We start from the raw sequence: 15,813 nt of genomic DNA, 5'->3' as shown, positions 1-15,813 counted from the left end.
GCATCTCCTCTCGGCATGCTTTAACTCCCACATCGACTTGGACACTACAATGCGCTTTAAAATCCCCACTCCCCTCTCAGTAACGGGTATTTCTACACTTTCTGCCCTTACCTTTTCCACCTTATTACTTTCCACAACGGTCTATGGCTATACCCCTAGCGGCAAAGACATCACTTACGGCCTGAATGGCGAGAGTTTTGAAGGTTATTTGGTCTCCGCTGGAGAAGACGCTAAAGGCAGCGTGCTCATCGTGCCTCAGCGCTGAGTAGCTCGCCCCTCAAACGGCAACCGGCTGCCAGCCTTCTGGCGAATAGCGCTCAAGGCCGTTATCCCCCATCCGGGTGAGCCACAGCCAGCGGTGGTTGATTAAATCGGCCACCACCGGCTGGCGTTCAATAATCGCTTCGATGCGTTCTCTGGGCGCGTCGATCACCACGGTTAAGCGCAACGGCTCGTGATGAAGCTTCTCGCCATCGCGCAGCGACTGCTCCGGCAGGCCAATGCGCAGTTGGGGCGAATTACCTTCAATAACGCCCACATGGCCACCCACCACTGAATGCAGCAGCTTATTGCCAGCGCCGTACAGCCCAGGCACCACGGTAGACGCGTAGTACTGCAGGTTGATCCAACTGGCCACCAGCATCGGTGCCATCATCAGCCCTTCTAACACCTTGCCTTCTGGATCTTGCTCTGGGTGGTAGTCGTGCAAGAACGCGCGCCCTTCCAACGCTTTCCCTTGGGTACGCGCCCGTGGCGCTAAAATAAGCGCGGCGTTATTTACCAACCCCCACTCAGGCCGTGGTTGCGACCAGTCGGCACCGCGCGTAGCGAAGGTTTTCAGGCGCTCAATAGGGTCGGCGTCATCCACCCCCAGGTCAGGTGCCCGCTCTAGACGAGTAGCCTCACCCGCCACGTGTACACCGCTTTCAAATGCGGCCAGCGCGTCTTCTAGCGCTTCGGGCATCTGCTCATCCCGATAGACGTGCACGCGGTCGGTGAGCGTGCAGTGGGTGGCGGCCAATACGTGAAAAGGGCTGGGCAACGTCATACCTGCGTGTTGTACGGCCTGCTGTACTTCTAGGTCGTTCAGCAGCGCAGCGGCCACTCGCGCATTCATGCCGCCGCCCTGCCCGCCGCAGGCCCCGCAGGTCAGCCCGGCGTGATGCGGGTTGTTTTCGCTTTGGGAGTCGTGGCCCACCAGCACCAGCAGCGACGCCGTGGGGGTTCCCAGCAGCGTTAGCAGGTTTTTCGCCAGCGCTATTTTTTCATGGCGGGCAATTGGCTCGCCGTCGTAGGTGTGAAAAAGCCCGGCGGGCGCTTCGCACTGGGGCACGGTTGCCTGTTTACGCAGGCTGTCTTTAATCAGCTTCCAGCCCCAGGCAATGCCGGTTGTTTCCACCAGGGTAAAGGTTGAAAGCGGCGCGTACTTCGCATGGCGCACGCTTTGGCGCTGGCTCTCTTTTTGATAGCGCTGAACGCCCCGCTGCTGCGGCTGCAACGAGCCCACCCGATAAGTCGGTTTTAACAACCCCGGCACGCGGGGCTGGGCACGCCCAGGCCCTGTAGCCGCATCGGCCACCGGCATAGCGAAGAACCCCGCGACGCCTAATGTGGCAACGGTAGGGGTGGCCTGCTCTAAATGGCGACGGAACCGCTCAGAGCGTACATCGATACAGAACGCAGCCTGTACCTTGGGAGCGGAGGAAAACTCGGCACTCGGCGCGGCTAACGTTATGGCTAGCGTCCGCTGATAACCCAACTCATAGGCGTGCTGCCAGCACCACAGCGCCTCATGCGGAGAAGTAATGGCGGCACCGGCGGTTTGCCACTGGGCAAACCACTCGCTCTGTTGGGTGCTAGTGAGCTGCACAACGCCTATCCACTCCCATGCCAGTACCATGGCAGCCAGCTGGGTGATGCCCGCCTCTGCCTGCTGGTGGGCAGTATGCCAACCAATGCCTTGGCACCAGGAAGCCCAACCGTTAACCCGTAGCAGCAGCGTGTGGGCTAGCGCCTCAAACGCTTCTGGGGTGAGCGCCCAATCCTCGGCTATTTGCGCAACCGCTGCGGCGGGGTCATCTGGCAGAGTGTGTAGCGCCTGGCGCTGCGCTTTAGGCCAGCGCAGATCGTGCTGTGCCGCCGTTTTCCAGAAGTGATAAAGCGAAGGCACAGCACGGCTTGCCCAGCGCTGTTGATGGTGATCGAAGTAGCTCGCACAGCTCTCCGCCAGCGGTTCAAACCCGTCATGCCCTGCCAGGGAATCCCAGGCGCTGCGTAGCGGCGTTACCGGCTTCGGCGGTGTTGCCAAGTAGCTCACTAGGCTCTGCTCGGTATAAGCGTAGCCGCCTTGGCGCAGCGCCTGCTGTAGGTCTTGCGGGGTAATCCGGCCCGATTCCCAAGCGTTACGATAAAACTCGGCAGGCATGGTCATCGGCTGCCCGGCCCGGCGGCTGAGCGCTTGGCTCACCTGCTCAATGGGCTGATGCTTCAGGCCCCACCAGGGGTTGACCGCAATCCACTGGTCCAGCGGCCACACCGGGGCAATGGCATCGGTCGCGCGCTTTAGCGCATCGCGATACTGCTCTGGCGACGGCACTGACGAATGGTGTGAGGATGTGTCTACGGCAATAGGCTGACTCATGACCACTCTCCTTTTAAACCAGGGGCAAGCGATGAGGGACCCGTCCAGGCACGAATGGGGGCTACCGCATCCACCGCACGCTGAAACGGCAGTGCCAGGTAAAGCCCCTGGCTAAAGTGAACGCGCCAGCGGGCTACCCAGGCAGCCTGAGGGAACAGCGTGACGGCTACAGCGGCCAACACTAGGCTTGCCAGCATCAGTGTTCCTAAAAGTCCTGCCGTGAGTGTTAAGGGCGTGTAGGCGCTGGGCAGTGCAGGTGCCAACACGCTGTGTAGTAAGGCATACAGCGGCACCAGGGCAAGCGCCATTCCTACCAGCGCTAAACGCTTGGGTTTGGCGGTGCCCACCGGCATGCCCAACAGCGTGCTGCCCACCGCCAAGCTAAGCAGTGCACCCAGCAGCGGATTATGGCTAACCAGCGAGGGCCACAGCATCAGTACCATCGCCGCGACAGCGGCCGCAGGCAGCGCAAGAGAAAGACGCTGACGCAGCGGTGCAAGCGGCAGGCGCTCACAGCGCGAGGCCCTCACGGTACGGCCAGACGCCAAGAAGGAGTGGGCTTTGTAAAGCGAGTGCGCCAGCAGGTGGGCTAGCGCCAAGGTGTACGCCCCTACACCAATTTCAAACAGCATAAAGCCCATTTGCGCGCAGGTAGACCACGCCAAGGCATGCTTCACGGAGGTTTGGGTCAGCATTGTCATCACCGCGACCAGCGCGGTAAAACCGCCCACCGTAATCAGCAGGTAGTGGCCTAGCATTAGGCCATCAAACACCGGGAACAAACGCAGCCACACAAAGCCCCCCAGGTTAATCACCCCCGCATGCAGCAGCGCGGAGACCGGCGTGGGCGCTTCCATCACTTTGATCAACCAGCCATGCATCGGCACCTGGGCGCATTTGCACAGCGCCGCGATGGCCAGCGCCACCGAGGCAGCCTCCACCTGCCAGCCGCCAGAGGACGCCGCAGCGGCCGCAAACAGCTCAGGTAGCTGAAAGGTACCGAAACGTGCATATAAAAGCACTACCGCTACAATCAGCGCCGCATCGCCTATACGGCTAACCACAAATTTTTGCCATGCCGCCCGTTGGGCTTCCACACGCTCAGGGTAGAGCGTTAATAAGTGGTGCAGCGCCACACTCACGCCCACCCAGGCAATCAGCATCACGACTAGGTGATGGGTAAAGACCAGCAGCATCACGCTTGCCAGCACCACCAAACACCAGGGCAAAAACCGACGCTCGCCACGGTCGCCCTTTAGGTAGTTCTCTGCAAAACGCAGCAGCACCGTGCCTAACAGGCTGATGAGTAGCGCCATCCACACGGCCAAACCATCCGGATACAAGCCCAGCGGCTGCGCGGCTTCGGGCAGGCCAGTGGGTACACCCAGTGCATCCAGCACCAGCAGCCCGCCCACCGCTAGGCTCGCGACCAGCGCGCTTGCCGTTAACCAGCGGCCTATTTGCCAAGCGCGCTTCAGCGATGCGGGCGTGCTGGCCCGTGCGCTGACGCCCGCCATCACTAACAGCGAAACCGGGACCAGTAACCACAGCGCTAGCAGTGATAGCACCGTTATGTTGATGAAATGTGGCATAGCCTTTCCCCTTCAGTCGTATGCCACAAACTATGCCCAGCTCGCCACCATATAAAAAATAGTTTATTTTTAAAGAATCGTTCTTTAAAACAGAACAAATAGCCAACACGCAGCCTGAGGCCCCTCTGCCATGAAGCTCAACTACCATCACCTTTACTATTTTTGGCAAGTGGCGAAATCAGGCCACCTGACCCGCACGGCCGAAGCGCTGCACGTGTCACAGTCGTCGCTTTCCCAGCAAATTCGTCAGTTAGAGGAGCGCCTAGGCCAAGCGCTGTTTATTCGCGAAGGGCGGCAGCTGCACCTTTCCGAAGCGGGTAGGATGGCGTTTGATTACGCGGAAATCATCTTCACCCAAGGCGAAGAGCTGAGCGCGCTGTTTGCTGAAGGCGGCCACGCCCATCGCGAAGTGGTACGCGTCGGGGCAGTGGCCACGCTATCGCGCAACTTTCAGGAAGGATTTGTACGGCCGCTGCTGGGCCGAGACGACCTAGATTTGATACTGCAAAGCGGTGGTCTGGATGACCTGCTAAGGCGGCTTTCGGTCCACAAGCTAGACGTGGTGCTCTCTAACCAACCCGTGCGTGGCGATAGTGAACACCCCTGGCGCTCCCAACGGTTAGCGCGCCAGCCGGTAAGTTTAATTGCAGCACCCCACCTCTCGCCGCCCCCTGCTTTTCCCAAAGGCTTAAACGGCCACGCGTTTATTCTGCCTGGGGTTGAAAACGCCACTCGCCACGCCTTCGACCAGCTGTGCAGCCACTACCGGCTAACGCCCAAGATTGCCGCCGAAGTCGACGACATGGCAATGATGCGCCTACTGGCGCGGGACACGCAGCACATTGCCGTTATGCCCCCCGTGGTAGTACGTGACGAGCTGCACAACGGCACGCTAAAAGATTACGGCGCGCTGCCCGGCGTATGGGAAGAATTCTACGCCATTACCATTCAACGCCGGTTTGAATCCCCCAGCCTAAAAGCGCTGCTCACTCGCTCTGGCGAATCGCTGCTGGATTAGCGCGTAGGCAAGCGCTCTACTTAGCCAACAAGCCCGCCACACCCCGCTCGGCGGCTTCAATGGCACCGGCTAAATATCCGGCATACTGTTCGCCCCATTCGCTACCAATGCCAGTTAAGCAAAGCTGCCAAGGCCCATCGCAAGCGCGAGCAGGCGGTGCTATCCCATGATGCTCGCTGGGCTGTTGATCGGTGTGGGTAGCGGTGAACGTCTCCTGCGCCCAATCTTTAATCACATCCCGCGTTGGGTTAGCCACCTCAGGGCCAACAACCTGGCGAGCTGAGCGCGGCAGTGCTGGCGCAAGGCTTCATCGCCCACCTGCGCTCGTACACGCTCAGCCCCCGCAACACACTAAGGTAGGTGGGCGCTTTACCTTCCCCGGCTTGCCCGCTTTCAAGCGGTGGCCAGGCAGCCCAAGCTAATAACGGAATACCCTACCCCAGCAAACAACGGCGTAGCTATGACCCTAGCGCCAGCTAGATAGAACTTTCCTTTCTCTCTTTTTGTCCATACAATTAAATAACATGATAATCGACTTTGACCCGAACAAAAGCGCTCGCAATGAGGAGGAGCGCGGCTTACCTTTCACAGCGGTTGAACGCTTTGACTGGGACGGCGCGCTATTCCATGAAGATGACCGCTATGACTATCCAGAACAGCGCTTCATCGGGTTGGGCAAGATCGGGCAAAGGGTACACGTGGTGTGCTTTACGCCCATTGAAGGCGGCATACGGGTTATCAGCCTGAGGAAAGCCAACACACGGGAGGTAAGGCGCTATGAAAACGCGGCTCACGAATAAAGACGGTGAAGTAAGAGAACTCACAGACCAGGACGTTAAGCAGATGCGCCCTATGTCTGAGGTGTTGCCCACTAACCTACAACGCGCCATTGGTCAGCGTGGCCGCCAGCAGGCACCCACCAAGGTAAAGACCTCCATCCGCTTATCTCCGGAAGTGATCGAGCACTTCAAAGCGCAAGGGGAAGGCTGGCAACGGCGCATAGATCAGGCGCTAAAGACTTACATTCAAGAGCACAGCCACAGCCGCTAAGGTAGCGTGTGGCTGTAATTCCGACTCTCTGAAGGAATTACGCTAAATCAATATGTTGCCTACGGTGCCAGCGTAAAAGGTGTCTCAGTGACACAATTACGCCAAATCAATGCGTTACCCATCGTTTCAGCGTAAAAGGTGCGGATCGTCACCTTTTACGGCTGGCTATGGCCACCACCTCCACAGCGTCGAATGCGTGAGGCTTCGGCTAAACAACAACAATCAACCGCACCCGGTGCGGCTCGCTCACATTAATTTCAGCACTACTTGTCACCCGCGCGCACTACCCCCAGCGGGAGTTCGGCGGGGCGTGTCGGCTGACTAGCGGCGGGATCGGTGGCGCTCGCTACAGCGCGGCGGCCCATATCGGTTAGGTGCCCAGCAGAATGAAAGGCTAGAAAGAAGGTCAGGAGGGGAACCGACTTTTCACCATGAAACTGGAAATCTATCCAGTATAACTACCTGAGAATAGCTCTCAAAAAATGGTTAGAAAAAGTGGTTAGAATACAAAAAATCAAAGCCCGTAAGTCATTGACTCACGGGCTTTTTTGATAATGGCGGAGGGACAGGGATTCGAACCCTGGATAGGCTATTAACCTATGCCGGTTTTCAAGACCGGTGCATTCAACCGCTCTGCCATCCCTCCGGCTTATGGGTGCGTATACTAACAGCTTCTCCTTGTAAGTCAACGCCTTTTGAATAAATTAGTAGAGCCTTAAGCCTACCCGGGTAATGTCGCCGCCTTCCATTTCACTGACGACCCAGTGAATGCCGTGCCAGTCCACGTCGTCCCCCACCACTGGGTGGCCGCCTACCCGCAGAGAGACGAACTCGGCCAGGGTCATCTCCTGCTCGCCGGGGCTCAGAGTCAAGCCGTAGGCTTGAGCGATGTCTTGCATTTGGGCGTTGCCGTCCAAAGTAAAGGTGCCAAAGAAGGCGCGCTCTTGCTTGAGCTTGGCATCGCCATTGAACAAGCGATTCAGGGCCACCAGGTCTTCACTGCGACCAATCACGCAGACCACATCCCCCAGTTTCAGTCGGGTGCTGCCTTTGGGGTGGAGCATGACATGGTTGCGGAACAACGCCGAGATCAAGGCGCCGGAGGGAAACCGCAGCAGCCGGATAGGCACATCGTCCAAGTCCTGGTTTTCTACCGTGTAGACGAACATTTCAAAATCGTTTTCCGGCAGGATGCCCAGTGGACCGCGACGGTTGGGCATGGTACCCGCGGGTACTTCTACTTTCAGCCAGCGGGCCATGAGGGTGAGAGAGCCGCCTTGAATCAGCAGCGACATCAGCACCACCGCAAAGGCGACATTAAAGTAGAGCGACGCGTTTTCGACTCCGCCAATCACTGGAAAAATGGCGAGCACGATCGGAACGGCTCCGCGCAGGCCGACCCAGGCAATGAAGAGGGTTTCGCGCCAACGGAATTTGAAAAAGGGTTTAATGCTAATCAAGACGGCCAGCGGGCGAGCAACGAAGATCAACGCCAACGCAACGAAGCCAGCGGGCAGGGCCACGTCCCAAAGCTCGCTGGGCGTCACCAGCAATCCCAGCACCAAGAACAAGCCAATTTGGCTCAACCAGGCCAAACCATCGTGTACGGGCAGGATGAAATTGAGGTGGCGGCCTGGCTGATTACCAATCATCAGGCCCGCTAGATAAATCGCTAAAAAGCCGCTGCCTCCCAGCACGCTGGTCAACCCGAACACGCTAAAGCCAAGTGCCAGCGCCAGCATGGCATAAAGACCAGGTGCCAAGTCCAGCCAGCGGAGCAGTTTAGCGCTAAGCCATCCGCCCCCAATGCCGACGGCCAACCCAATACCAAACTGAGAAACGAAGAACAGCAACGTTTCGCTGACAGCGCCGATGTCACCGACCAGCAGCTCTACCAGCATCAGTGTTAGAAAGATCGCCATCGGGTCGTTGGTACCCGATTCGATTTCCAGCGTCGCCCCTACCCGTTCGTTAAGGTTCACTCCCCGTCCGCTTAACATGGAGAAGACCGCCGCAGCATCGGTAGACCCGACGATGGCACCTACCAGCAGCCCTTGCACCAAGGAGAGATCAAATACCCACATGGCAATGACGCCGACGATGGCGCTGGTAATGAAGACACCGAACGTCGCCAGAGAGAGCGCAGGACGAAACCCGACTCGGAATGTTTTGAGACGCGTGCGCAACCCACCATCGAGCAGAATCATGGCGAGCGCTAGATGGCCGATCGTAAAGGCCATGGAATAGTCATCGAACTCGACGCCTAGCAGGCCTTCCTCTCCGGCCAACATCCCGAGGCCCAAGAAAATCAGCAGTATCGGTACGCCCACCATGGAAGAGAGACGACTCGCGAGGATGCTGAGCGCCATTAGGGAACCACCCACTAGGAAGAACGTATAAATTGCGTCCATGTCTCTCCATCTCTACATTAATGCCGTTCTATTATTGCATATCGTTGCTGAATTTACTGAGCGTGTTCGCTAGGTTTATGCAAGGGACTAGCCAGATGCTTTGCCTGACAGCTAAACTCCGCCGTCCTACCATCGGGAGTTGAGGTTATGTTGAACGCTTTTTGGCGTGAACGTTCATTTCTAGCACTGTCACTGTTCTTTTTTTTATTATTTTCATTTTCAGCAACTTACGCAAACGAAGAGCGTGATTCAGGAAACCTCGACGCCCCTCTTTCTTTAGAAAGCGATGTAGCGCTTCCTGAAGGGCTGTGGCCCGCAGGCGATAACAGCGCAGCTGAAGTACCTGAAGAAGCGCCCAGTATGGCGGTGATTCCCCCGCCCCCTCTCGATCCGCCGCCACTGAAACAGCTAACGCTGATGCTAGATTGGTACTTAAGCCCCCAGCATGCCGCCCTCATCGTGGCGAAAGAGCGGGCCCTGTTTGCTGCCCAAGGGCTTGAAATCGAGCTATTAACCCCAGCCGACCCATCCATTGCGATTAAGCTGCTGGCGGCCGGAGAAGTTGATTTAGCGCTCACCCGCCAGCCGCTGCTACATTTACATGCCCACGATGGCGCGCCAATTACACGCATCGCCACGCTGATAGAAACACCGTTAAATGCAGTGATCGTGTCAGGTGAAGCGCCAGCACCCGCAGCGGTTGCCGACGCCCTAGCCGATTTACACTACGGTTATTCCACCCGCGAGGGGCGTGATGTGTTAGTGGAACAACTTCTGCCCCGTTCAGTGCGCCAAGTCGATGACTTCGTTGCGCCTGAAAGCGTCCATTTTGATGCCGCCGATGCACTACGTTCGAGCAGAGTAGACGCCGTGGCGGATGGTTTTTTTCATACGCTACCCCAGCAGCTCGCCTCCGATGGCATCGTCACTCATACCGTGCGCTACAGCGACATCGATATCCCGCGCCACGATGGGCTGATTCTATTAGCCAATAGCGACTCCGTTGCTCGTCAGGCCACCACCTGGTCGCGGGTGCTAATCGCTCTGGAAGAGGCCAGCAACTGGATGATTGAGCACCCTGAAGAAGCCTGGACGCTGCTGGTCACAACACACCCCGTACTGGATAACCCCATCAATCAAGAGGCGTGGGATGACCTGCTCCGCCGCGTTGCGTTAAGCCCTGCGGCACTAGACGAGCGGCGCTATGCGGCGTTTGAAAGCTACTTGCAGAGTGCGGGCGTCACAGAAAATTCAATTCCCGTCACGCGGCTGGCGGTGAACCCCCACTTACTGATGGAGCGCTAACCCGCACGCCGTAATTACGATTGCGCCGCTATAAAGGCGTCGATCGCTTGCTGAAACGCATCAGGCTGGTCGGCATGCAGCCAGTGGCCAGCGTTTTTGAGGGTGACCAGCCGCGCCCGAGGCAGCACTTCACGCAGCGCTGGCAGCATATCGTCGCTCACGTAGTGGGAATTGGCACCGCGCAGTACCAGCGTCGCGCCTTCAAACGGGGAATCACCATCGGGCTCACCGATAATGGCCTCGTAGCCGCGTTGGATTTCATCCAGGCCAACCCGCACGCCCATAATGCCCTGCTCATCGCGCACGAGGTTGGTGGCCAAAAACAGCCGCGTAGGGCGCGAATCGACGTGCTCTGCTAGCAGGGCGTCTGCTTCGCGGCGATCGGTTGGCTTGCCTTTTCGTACTTGCTCCAGGGCAGCAAACACATCGTCATGGCCGTGCTGATAGGCCACCGGGGCAATATCGGCCACCATTAGCGAGAGGCAACGCTGCGGCGCTTGGCGCGCCAGCGTAATGGCTACCTTGCCGCCCATGGAGTGGCCTAAAATATGCGCTTGCTCAATACCCAGCTTATCTAACGCTGCCAGCACATCCTGGCTCATGGCGCTATAGCTCATGCCTTCTGCGTGTGGGGAGCGTCCGTGATTACGCAGGTCCACCGCCACTACCCGGCGCTTGCGCTGCCATACTTTCAAATGCGAGCGCCAATTATCGGCACTGCCGAGCAAGCCATGAATCACGACCAGCGGCTGGCTATCCGTGTCGGCGTCAGCAGGCAGGTCAATCGCGTAAAGATCCACGGGGACATTGTCGGTCATGCTATTTCCTTATCGGTTAAGCGGTTCGCGGCGCAGCATCGCCCTGCCCTGTCCATACCACCAAACGACGCGTTAGCCATGCGAGCAGCAGGCCATAGAGGGGCAGGAAGAACAGCAGGCTAATGCCCAGCTTAATGGCGTAGTCAACGGCAGCAATTTCTACCCAGTGCTGAGCCATAAAGGGGTCAGGACTGTTATAGAAGGCGGTGGCAAAGAAGGCAAACGTATCGGCAAGATTGCCCACAATGGTCGAGCACACAGGTGCGACCCACCACGCCCACTGGCGCAGGCGGTCAAACACCTGCACATCGAGCAGTTGCCCCAATACGTAAGCAAGGAAGCTGGCAACTGCAATGCGGGCAACAAACAGGTTCCACTCGCCGAGTGCCTCAATGCCGGCAAAGCTGCCGCGTGGGAAGATCACTGACACCACGTAAGACACCAACAGCGCCGGAAACATCACGCGTAGGATAATCGTGCGGGCTGGCCCTTTACCAAATAGGCGCACCGTTAAGTCGGTGGCTAGAAAGATAAACGGAAAGCTGAACGCACCCCAGGTGGTATGAAACCCAAACAGCGTAAACGGTAGCTGCACCAGATAGTTACTGGCAGCAATGATGGCGATATGGAAGGCGACCATTACCATGAGGCAACGGCGATGCTGAGCGTCGGTTAAAGCAAACATACAGATTGGCCTTTTTTTGGTTGATAGAGGGGTTAGGGAACCCTCGAAAAAGCGCGTTGAGCGCCACTGGGGCGCGCATTATACGCGTTCCTCACGGCAAACGCACAAAGCCGCTCATGGGGTTGGGCGGCTTTGTGCGTGGTTTGAGCGTGGCAGAGAAGATGCTTATTAGCTATCGGTGGAGGTTGCTTGATCGGCAGCACCCACGTTGCGTTCACGCATCGCGGCATGTACATCTTCCAAACTAGTGGGGTCATCAATGGTAGAGGGAATGCCGAAGGGTTTTCCATCGGCGATATTGCGCAGCAGTTTGCGCAGTATCTTGCCCGAGCGGGTTTTGGGCAACCGGTTCACTACCAGCACCTGCTTAAAACAGGCGATGGGGCCGATATGTTCACGCATGCGCTCAATCAGTTCTGCTTCCAGGGTTGCTTCGTCGCCGTTAAAGCCATCTTTGGGAATCACTAGCCCCACTGGTAGCTGCCCTTTTAGTTCATCATGAATGCCGATTACCGCACATTCCGCCACTGCCGGATGCGCGCCTACTACTTCTTCCATCTCACCGGTAGAAAGGCGATGACCCGCTACGTTAATCACATCATCGGTGCGCCCCATGATGAACAGGTAGCCCTCCTCATCAAAGTAGCCGCCGTCGCCGGTTAGGTAATAGCCAGGGTAAGCGGCCATGTAGGCACTGTGAAAGCGCTGCGGATCACGCCAGACACCCACCAAACACCCCGGCGGCAGCGGCTGCTTGATGACGACGCTGCCTTGCTGCATGGCGGGCGCTTGTTCGCCGTCGCGGTCCAAAATCTGCACGTTGAAACCAGGCACAGGGTAAGTAGCAGAGCCTGCTTTAGTGGCCGCTGCTTCAATGCCCGGCAAGTTGGCGGCAATCGGCCAGCCGGTTTCAGTTTGCCACCAGTGGTCGATGACCGGCACATCGAGCAGGTCATCCAACCAATGAAAAGTCGGTGGATCTAAGCGCTCACCAGCAACATATAAGTGCTGCAGGCTGCTAATATCGTACTTTTCTAGCTGCTTGGCCTCAGGGTCCTCTTTTTTGATGGCCCGAAACGCTGTTGGGGCGGTGAAAAAACTCTTCACTTTGTACTCATCAATCAAACGCCAAAACGCCCCTGCATCCGGTGTTTTCACCGGTTTACCTTCATATACTACCGTGGTGCAACCGCGCAGCAGCGGCGCGTAAACGATATAGGAGTGCCCTACTACCCAGCCCACATCCGAAGCGGTAAACATCACATCGCCTGGATTAAGGTCGTAAATCACTTCCATCGAATAGGCCAAGGCGACCGCATAGCCGCCAGTGTCTCGCACCACGCCTTTGGGCTTGCCAGTAGTGCCGGAGGTATAGAGCACATACAGCGGGTCGGTGGCTTTCACGGGTACGCAATCCACAAAGGGAGCATCCGCCACCAGCTCGTGCCAGTCCACATCGCTGGGTTGTAACTCTGCACGATGCGCTGCGCGCTGAAATACCACGCAAGCATCTGGCTTGAAGCTGCTCAGCGAGATAGCTTTTTCGACAATGGGCTTATAGGGCAGCACTTTATCAACTTCGACTCCACAGGAAGCAGCAATCACTACTTTCGGTTCGGCATCTTCAATGCGAGCTGCCAGCTCGTGGGGCGCAAAGCCGCCAAACACTACCGAGTGCACCGCGCCTAAACGGGCGCAGGCGTACATGGCAATCAGCGCCTCAGGCACCATGGGCATATAAATAATGACACGGTCGCCTTTGGTTACCCCCATCTTGGCAAGACCGCCAGCAAACCGCGCCACCCGGTCGCGTAGCTCAAGGTAGCTAATGGTTTGCTTGGATTGAGTAACCGGTGAGTCCCAATAAATGGCGGGTTGATCACCGCGCCCTTGCTCAACGTGGTAGTCAATGGCGGCATAGCAAATATTCAGTTCGCCATCGCCAAACCAGCGAGCGTGCTGCTGGTCGTCATAGGTAAGGATGGTGCTAGGCGGCGTGTACCAAGGCAGCTTTTTGGCCTGCTCGACCCAGAAAGTCTCAGGATGCTCAATAGAGTGCTGGTAGGTGCGCTGATAGAGGCTCATGGTGACCTTGTGATTATTGTGTCGGTTGATAAGCATCTTCGAAGCAAAGATGGATTGTTGACACTTTATAAAGTAACCATCAATCTCACCCTCATACTATGGGATAAAACGCGACCAAAGCCGTAGCCAAACGCAGGCATTGTCGACAAAAAAGCCCTCACTACCATTGATAGAGCGTTAAACCCATATTTGGACAAAAACCGCTAAATTACTGATCATTAAACAACCCAATCCTCGCGACGCGACGATGGCTACATAATCTATAACAACGCTGTCACTACAGTGTAGGCAAGGAGATCCTCATGTCTGCTTCTACTAGCGCCGCTGCACGTCTTCTGGAACATAACTGTCATGCCATTGAGGCAGGCGCTAACCTGCTCAAAGCGTTGGCGAATGAAAAACGCCTACAGATCCTGTGTTTGTTGGCAGAAAAAGAGCTGTCGGTAACGCAAATTAATCAGCAGCTTTCATTGAGCCAGTCGGCGCTTTCTCAGCACTTGGCGATTTTGCGTCGCGACCAGTTGGTCAATACGCGGCGGGAGTCTCAAACCATCTATTATTCACTCAGCAGCGAAAGCGCCAAGGCAATTATTAACACCCTGGCGCAACACTATGCTGCCTAGTATTGGGCACTCAGTCTTGGCTACTTAGCACTCGCTGTTCAAGCGAATCTAACGACGTTGCCAGCCCGCCGCGTCGATCACGCCCAGAGCCTTCACCATGGCATGCTCCACGCCCGCCGATATCGCTAGCCCGACTTTGCGGCTAATGGTTTTCGGCGGCTCTAGCTTCACACGATACACCTGGGCTTGGGCGATACGCTCTACTAAATAGGCCTCGCTGGTTCCCACGCTATCCACCAGCTTCTGCTCTAACGCTTCACTGCCGTACCAAATCTCTCCGGTGGCAAGTTTTTCAATATCCATGTCGGGCCGGTGCTTAGCCACGTAAGTTTTAAATAGGTGGTGGGTGTTTTCTAGGTCATCGATAAATTTCTCACGCCCTTCTTGGGTGTTTTCCCCAAGTACGGTCAACGTGCGCTTATATTTACCGGCAGTAAGTAGCTCAACATCGATATCGTTGCGTTTGAGAAGGCGATGAATATTGGGCACCTGGGCGACCACGCCAATAGAGCCAATCACCGCAAACGGGGCGGCTTTAATGTGGCTGGCGGTACAGGCCATCATGTATCCACCGCTGGCGGCCACTTTGTCGATGCATACCGTGGTGGTGAGCCCCGCCTCTCGCAGCCGGTCCAATTGAGCAGCGGCTAAGCCATAGGCGTGTACCAGACCACCTGCTGATTCCAAACGCACAATGACTTCATTATCAGTGCTGGCCACCTCAATCACCGCCGATACCTCTTGGGCGAATTGCTCGGCTTGCGAGGCTTTAATATCGCCATGGAAATCCAGCACCCATACTTTTTGTTGGGCGTTTTGGGCCTCGCTCTTGTCTTTCTTGGCCGCCTTTTGCCGAGCTTTCTCTTCGTGGCGAAACGCTTTAACCAGTTTTTTACGCGCCCCCTGGGCAGTTGTGGTGACACGTAACCGCCGGTTACGCGCTCGGCGCTGATCATTCAGAGATTCAACATGCAGTTTTAGGCCATGTTCGTTGCTCTCTTTACCACGCGGCACCAGTAAAACCAGCAGGCCAGCCGCCAACATTACCAGGGTTGTTTGCAGTAAGAATGTGCCCATTTCTGCGAGCCATTCAGCCATTGTCACTCTCCTATTACGGTGTTTAAACGTTTAAAACAATTACCTTTTTTTACTATCTGGCACGCATACTCTACATACGTTGCACACGAGGCTTGATTAAAACAAATGTTTGAAATAGTCTCGTCTTAGGCATTACCTGATGTTTCCCATTAACGCTTAGGAACTTACCTATGTCATCCACTACGATTGAAAAGTTGCAGTCCCGCTTTAACCCAGAGGCTGCAAAAGGTATGAACGAGGTTTTCCAGTTTCATTTTTCTGACGCCGGTAGCCACTATCTGGATATTCAGGACGGCACACTCGGGGTACACGAAGGCGAACACGATGATCCGTCGGTCAGCCTAAGCATGAGCACCGACACGCTAAAAGGGATTATGAACGGTGACATTAACGGCATGACAGCCTTTATGACTGGCAAGCTTAAAGCCACCGGCAACGTAATGCTGGCGACTAAGCTCACCAGCTTGTTCCCCAGCCAGTAAGCCTG

The 15,813-nt window shown here is 56.5% G+C and carries 15 protein-coding genes and 1 tRNA gene; 7 read left to right on the top strand and 9 right to left on the bottom strand.

The features are described 5' to 3' along the window. Positions 1 to 49 precede the first annotated feature (49 nt). Positions 50 to 265 (top strand): hypothetical protein, encoded by a 216-nt coding sequence (locus AC13CY_RS09185; protein ID WP_044629133.1) that lies wholly within the window; start codon positions 50 to 52, stop codon positions 263 to 265. A gap of 12 nt (positions 266 to 277) precedes the next feature. On the opposite strand, the gene AC13CY_RS09180 is transcribed toward AC13CY_RS09185, so the two are convergent. Together AC13CY_RS09180 and AC13CY_RS09175 are read right to left on the bottom strand one after the other, a co-directional pair. Beyond that, a complete protein-coding gene (locus AC13CY_RS09180; RefSeq protein ID WP_172514474.1) occupies positions 278 to 2,641 on the bottom strand; it encodes a putative inorganic carbon transporter subunit DabA in 2,364 nt (787 codons plus the stop codon). Next, positions 2,638 to 4,233, bottom strand: coding sequence for an NADH-quinone oxidoreductase subunit L (locus AC13CY_RS09175; protein WP_232068243.1), 1,596 nt, complete (start codon positions 4,231 to 4,233; stop codon positions 2,638 to 2,640). Before AC13CY_RS09175 ends, AC13CY_RS09180 begins: the two co-directional genes overlap by 4 nt. A gap of 130 nt (positions 4,234 to 4,363) precedes the next feature. Between AC13CY_RS09175 and AC13CY_RS09170 the strand changes: the two genes are divergently transcribed. After that, positions 4,364 to 5,251: a LysR family transcriptional regulator gene (locus tag AC13CY_RS09170; RefSeq protein WP_483052480.1), complete on the top strand. Its 888-nt coding sequence runs from the start codon at positions 4,364 to 4,366 to the stop codon at positions 5,249 to 5,251. A 16-nt stretch (positions 5,252 to 5,267) separates the two neighbouring features. Here the strand turns inward: AC13CY_RS09170 and AC13CY_RS09165 are convergent, their stop codons facing one another. Next, positions 5,268 to 5,507 carry a hypothetical protein gene (locus tag AC13CY_RS09165; protein WP_483052479.1) on the bottom strand — a complete coding sequence of 80 codons (240 nt, stop codon included), beginning with the start codon at positions 5,505 to 5,507 and terminating at the stop codon, positions 5,268 to 5,270. A gap of 268 nt (positions 5,508 to 5,775) precedes the next feature. On the opposite strand from AC13CY_RS09165, the gene AC13CY_RS09160 reads away from it, so the two are divergent. Together AC13CY_RS09160 and AC13CY_RS09155 are read left to right on the top strand one after the other, a co-directional pair. After that, positions 5,776 to 6,051, top strand: a complete 276-nt coding sequence (locus AC13CY_RS09160) for a BrnT family toxin (RefSeq protein WP_044629137.1) — start codon at positions 5,776 to 5,778, stop codon at positions 6,049 to 6,051. After that, complete coding sequence (locus AC13CY_RS09155) at positions 6,029 to 6,301, top strand: BrnA antitoxin family protein (RefSeq protein WP_162217297.1); 273 nt, start codon at positions 6,029 to 6,031, stop codon at positions 6,299 to 6,301. The genes AC13CY_RS09160 and AC13CY_RS09155 overlap by 23 nt, the downstream gene beginning before the upstream one ends. A gap of 555 nt (positions 6,302 to 6,856) precedes the next feature. Here AC13CY_RS09155 and AC13CY_RS09150 read toward each other — a convergent pair. Together AC13CY_RS09150 and AC13CY_RS09145 are read right to left on the bottom strand one after the other, a co-directional pair. After that, positions 6,857 to 6,947, bottom strand: a tRNA-Ser gene (locus AC13CY_RS09150). 58 nt (positions 6,948 to 7,005) lie between these two features. Further along, entirely contained in the window at positions 7,006 to 8,712 is a 1,707-nt protein-coding gene (locus AC13CY_RS09145; protein WP_054641126.1) for a potassium/proton antiporter, read from the bottom strand. 147 nt (positions 8,713 to 8,859) lie between these two features. On the opposite strand from AC13CY_RS09145, the gene AC13CY_RS09140 reads away from it, so the two are divergent. Continuing rightward, positions 8,860 to 10,017, top strand: a complete 1,158-nt coding sequence (locus AC13CY_RS09140; RefSeq protein WP_062361169.1) for an ABC transporter substrate-binding protein — start codon at positions 8,860 to 8,862, stop codon at positions 10,015 to 10,017. Positions 10,018 to 10,031: 14 nt separating this feature from the next. On the opposite strand, the gene AC13CY_RS09135 is transcribed toward AC13CY_RS09140, so the two are convergent. The 3 genes from AC13CY_RS09135 to AC13CY_RS09125 all read right to left on the bottom strand — a co-directional run bounded on the left by AC13CY_RS09135 (position 10,032) and on the right by AC13CY_RS09125 (position 13,656). Next, a complete protein-coding gene (locus AC13CY_RS09135) occupies positions 10,032 to 10,835 on the bottom strand; it encodes an alpha/beta fold hydrolase (protein ID WP_483052478.1) in 804 nt (267 codons plus the stop codon). Between the two features lie 16 nt (positions 10,836 to 10,851). Next, positions 10,852 to 11,520, bottom strand: a complete 669-nt coding sequence (locus tag AC13CY_RS09130; RefSeq protein ID WP_483052477.1) for a 7-cyano-7-deazaguanine/7-aminomethyl-7-deazaguanine transporter — start codon at positions 11,518 to 11,520, stop codon at positions 10,852 to 10,854. A 168-nt stretch (positions 11,521 to 11,688) separates the two neighbouring features. Further along, positions 11,689 to 13,656 carry a propionyl-CoA synthetase gene (locus tag AC13CY_RS09125; protein ID WP_390624438.1) on the bottom strand — a complete coding sequence of 656 codons (1,968 nt, stop codon included), beginning with the start codon at positions 13,654 to 13,656 and terminating at the stop codon, positions 11,689 to 11,691. Positions 13,657 to 13,907: 251 nt separating this feature from the next. Between AC13CY_RS09125 and AC13CY_RS09120 the strand changes: the two genes are divergently transcribed. After that, positions 13,908 to 14,228, top strand: coding sequence for an ArsR/SmtB family transcription factor (locus tag AC13CY_RS09120; RefSeq protein WP_089674480.1), 321 nt, complete (start codon positions 13,908 to 13,910; stop codon positions 14,226 to 14,228). A gap of 48 nt (positions 14,229 to 14,276) precedes the next feature. Here the strand turns inward: AC13CY_RS09120 and sohB are convergent, their stop codons facing one another. Continuing rightward, complete coding sequence (sohB, locus tag AC13CY_RS09115) at positions 14,277 to 15,326, bottom strand: protease SohB (RefSeq protein ID WP_074210568.1); 1,050 nt, start codon at positions 15,324 to 15,326, stop codon at positions 14,277 to 14,279. A gap of 170 nt (positions 15,327 to 15,496) precedes the next feature. On the opposite strand from sohB, the gene AC13CY_RS09110 reads away from it, so the two are divergent. Next, the gene (locus AC13CY_RS09110) at positions 15,497 to 15,808 is read left to right on the top strand and encodes an SCP2 sterol-binding domain-containing protein (protein ID WP_074210567.1); all 312 of its coding nucleotides are present in this window, start codon (positions 15,497 to 15,499) and stop codon (positions 15,806 to 15,808) included. Positions 15,809 to 15,813: the final 5 nt, after the last annotated feature.

The sequence above is a fragment of the Vreelandella sp. L-15 genome, from assembly GCF_056857635.1.
This window is presented reverse-complemented; position numbering and strand designations above follow the sequence as displayed.

What these genes read in the sequence shown, in the direction of transcription:
- AC13CY_RS09185 (WP_044629133.1), top strand. Translation starts at nt 50, where the DNA reads ATGCGCTTTAAAATCCCCACTCCCCTCTCAGTAACGGGTATTTCTACA.
- AC13CY_RS09180 (WP_172514474.1), bottom strand. Translation starts at nt 2,641, where the DNA reads ATGAGTCAGCCTATTGCCGTAGACACATCCTCACACCATTCGTCAGTG.
- AC13CY_RS09175 (WP_232068243.1), bottom strand. Translation starts at nt 4,233, where the DNA reads ATGCCACATTTCATCAACATAACGGTGCTATCACTGCTAGCGCTGTGG.
- AC13CY_RS09170 (WP_483052480.1), top strand. Translation starts at nt 4,364, where the DNA reads ATGAAGCTCAACTACCATCACCTTTACTATTTTTGGCAAGTGGCGAAA.
- AC13CY_RS09160 (WP_044629137.1), top strand. Translation starts at nt 5,776, where the DNA reads ATGATAATCGACTTTGACCCGAACAAAAGCGCTCGCAATGAGGAGGAG.
- AC13CY_RS09155 (WP_162217297.1), top strand. Translation starts at nt 6,029, where the DNA reads ATGAAAACGCGGCTCACGAATAAAGACGGTGAAGTAAGAGAACTCACA.
- AC13CY_RS09145 (WP_054641126.1), bottom strand. Translation starts at nt 8,712, where the DNA reads ATGGACGCAATTTATACGTTCTTCCTAGTGGGTGGTTCCCTAATGGCG.
- AC13CY_RS09140 (WP_062361169.1), top strand. Translation starts at nt 8,860, where the DNA reads ATGTTGAACGCTTTTTGGCGTGAACGTTCATTTCTAGCACTGTCACTG.
- AC13CY_RS09135 (WP_483052478.1), bottom strand. Translation starts at nt 10,835, where the DNA reads ATGACCGACAATGTCCCCGTGGATCTTTACGCGATTGACCTGCCTGCT.
- AC13CY_RS09130 (WP_483052477.1), bottom strand. Translation starts at nt 11,520, where the DNA reads ATGTTTGCTTTAACCGACGCTCAGCATCGCCGTTGCCTCATGGTAATG.
- AC13CY_RS09120 (WP_089674480.1), top strand. Translation starts at nt 13,908, where the DNA reads ATGTCTGCTTCTACTAGCGCCGCTGCACGTCTTCTGGAACATAACTGT.
- sohB (WP_074210568.1), bottom strand. Translation starts at nt 15,326, where the DNA reads ATGGCTGAATGGCTCGCAGAAATGGGCACATTCTTACTGCAAACAACC.
- AC13CY_RS09110 (WP_074210567.1), top strand. Translation starts at nt 15,497, where the DNA reads ATGTCATCCACTACGATTGAAAAGTTGCAGTCCCGCTTTAACCCAGAG.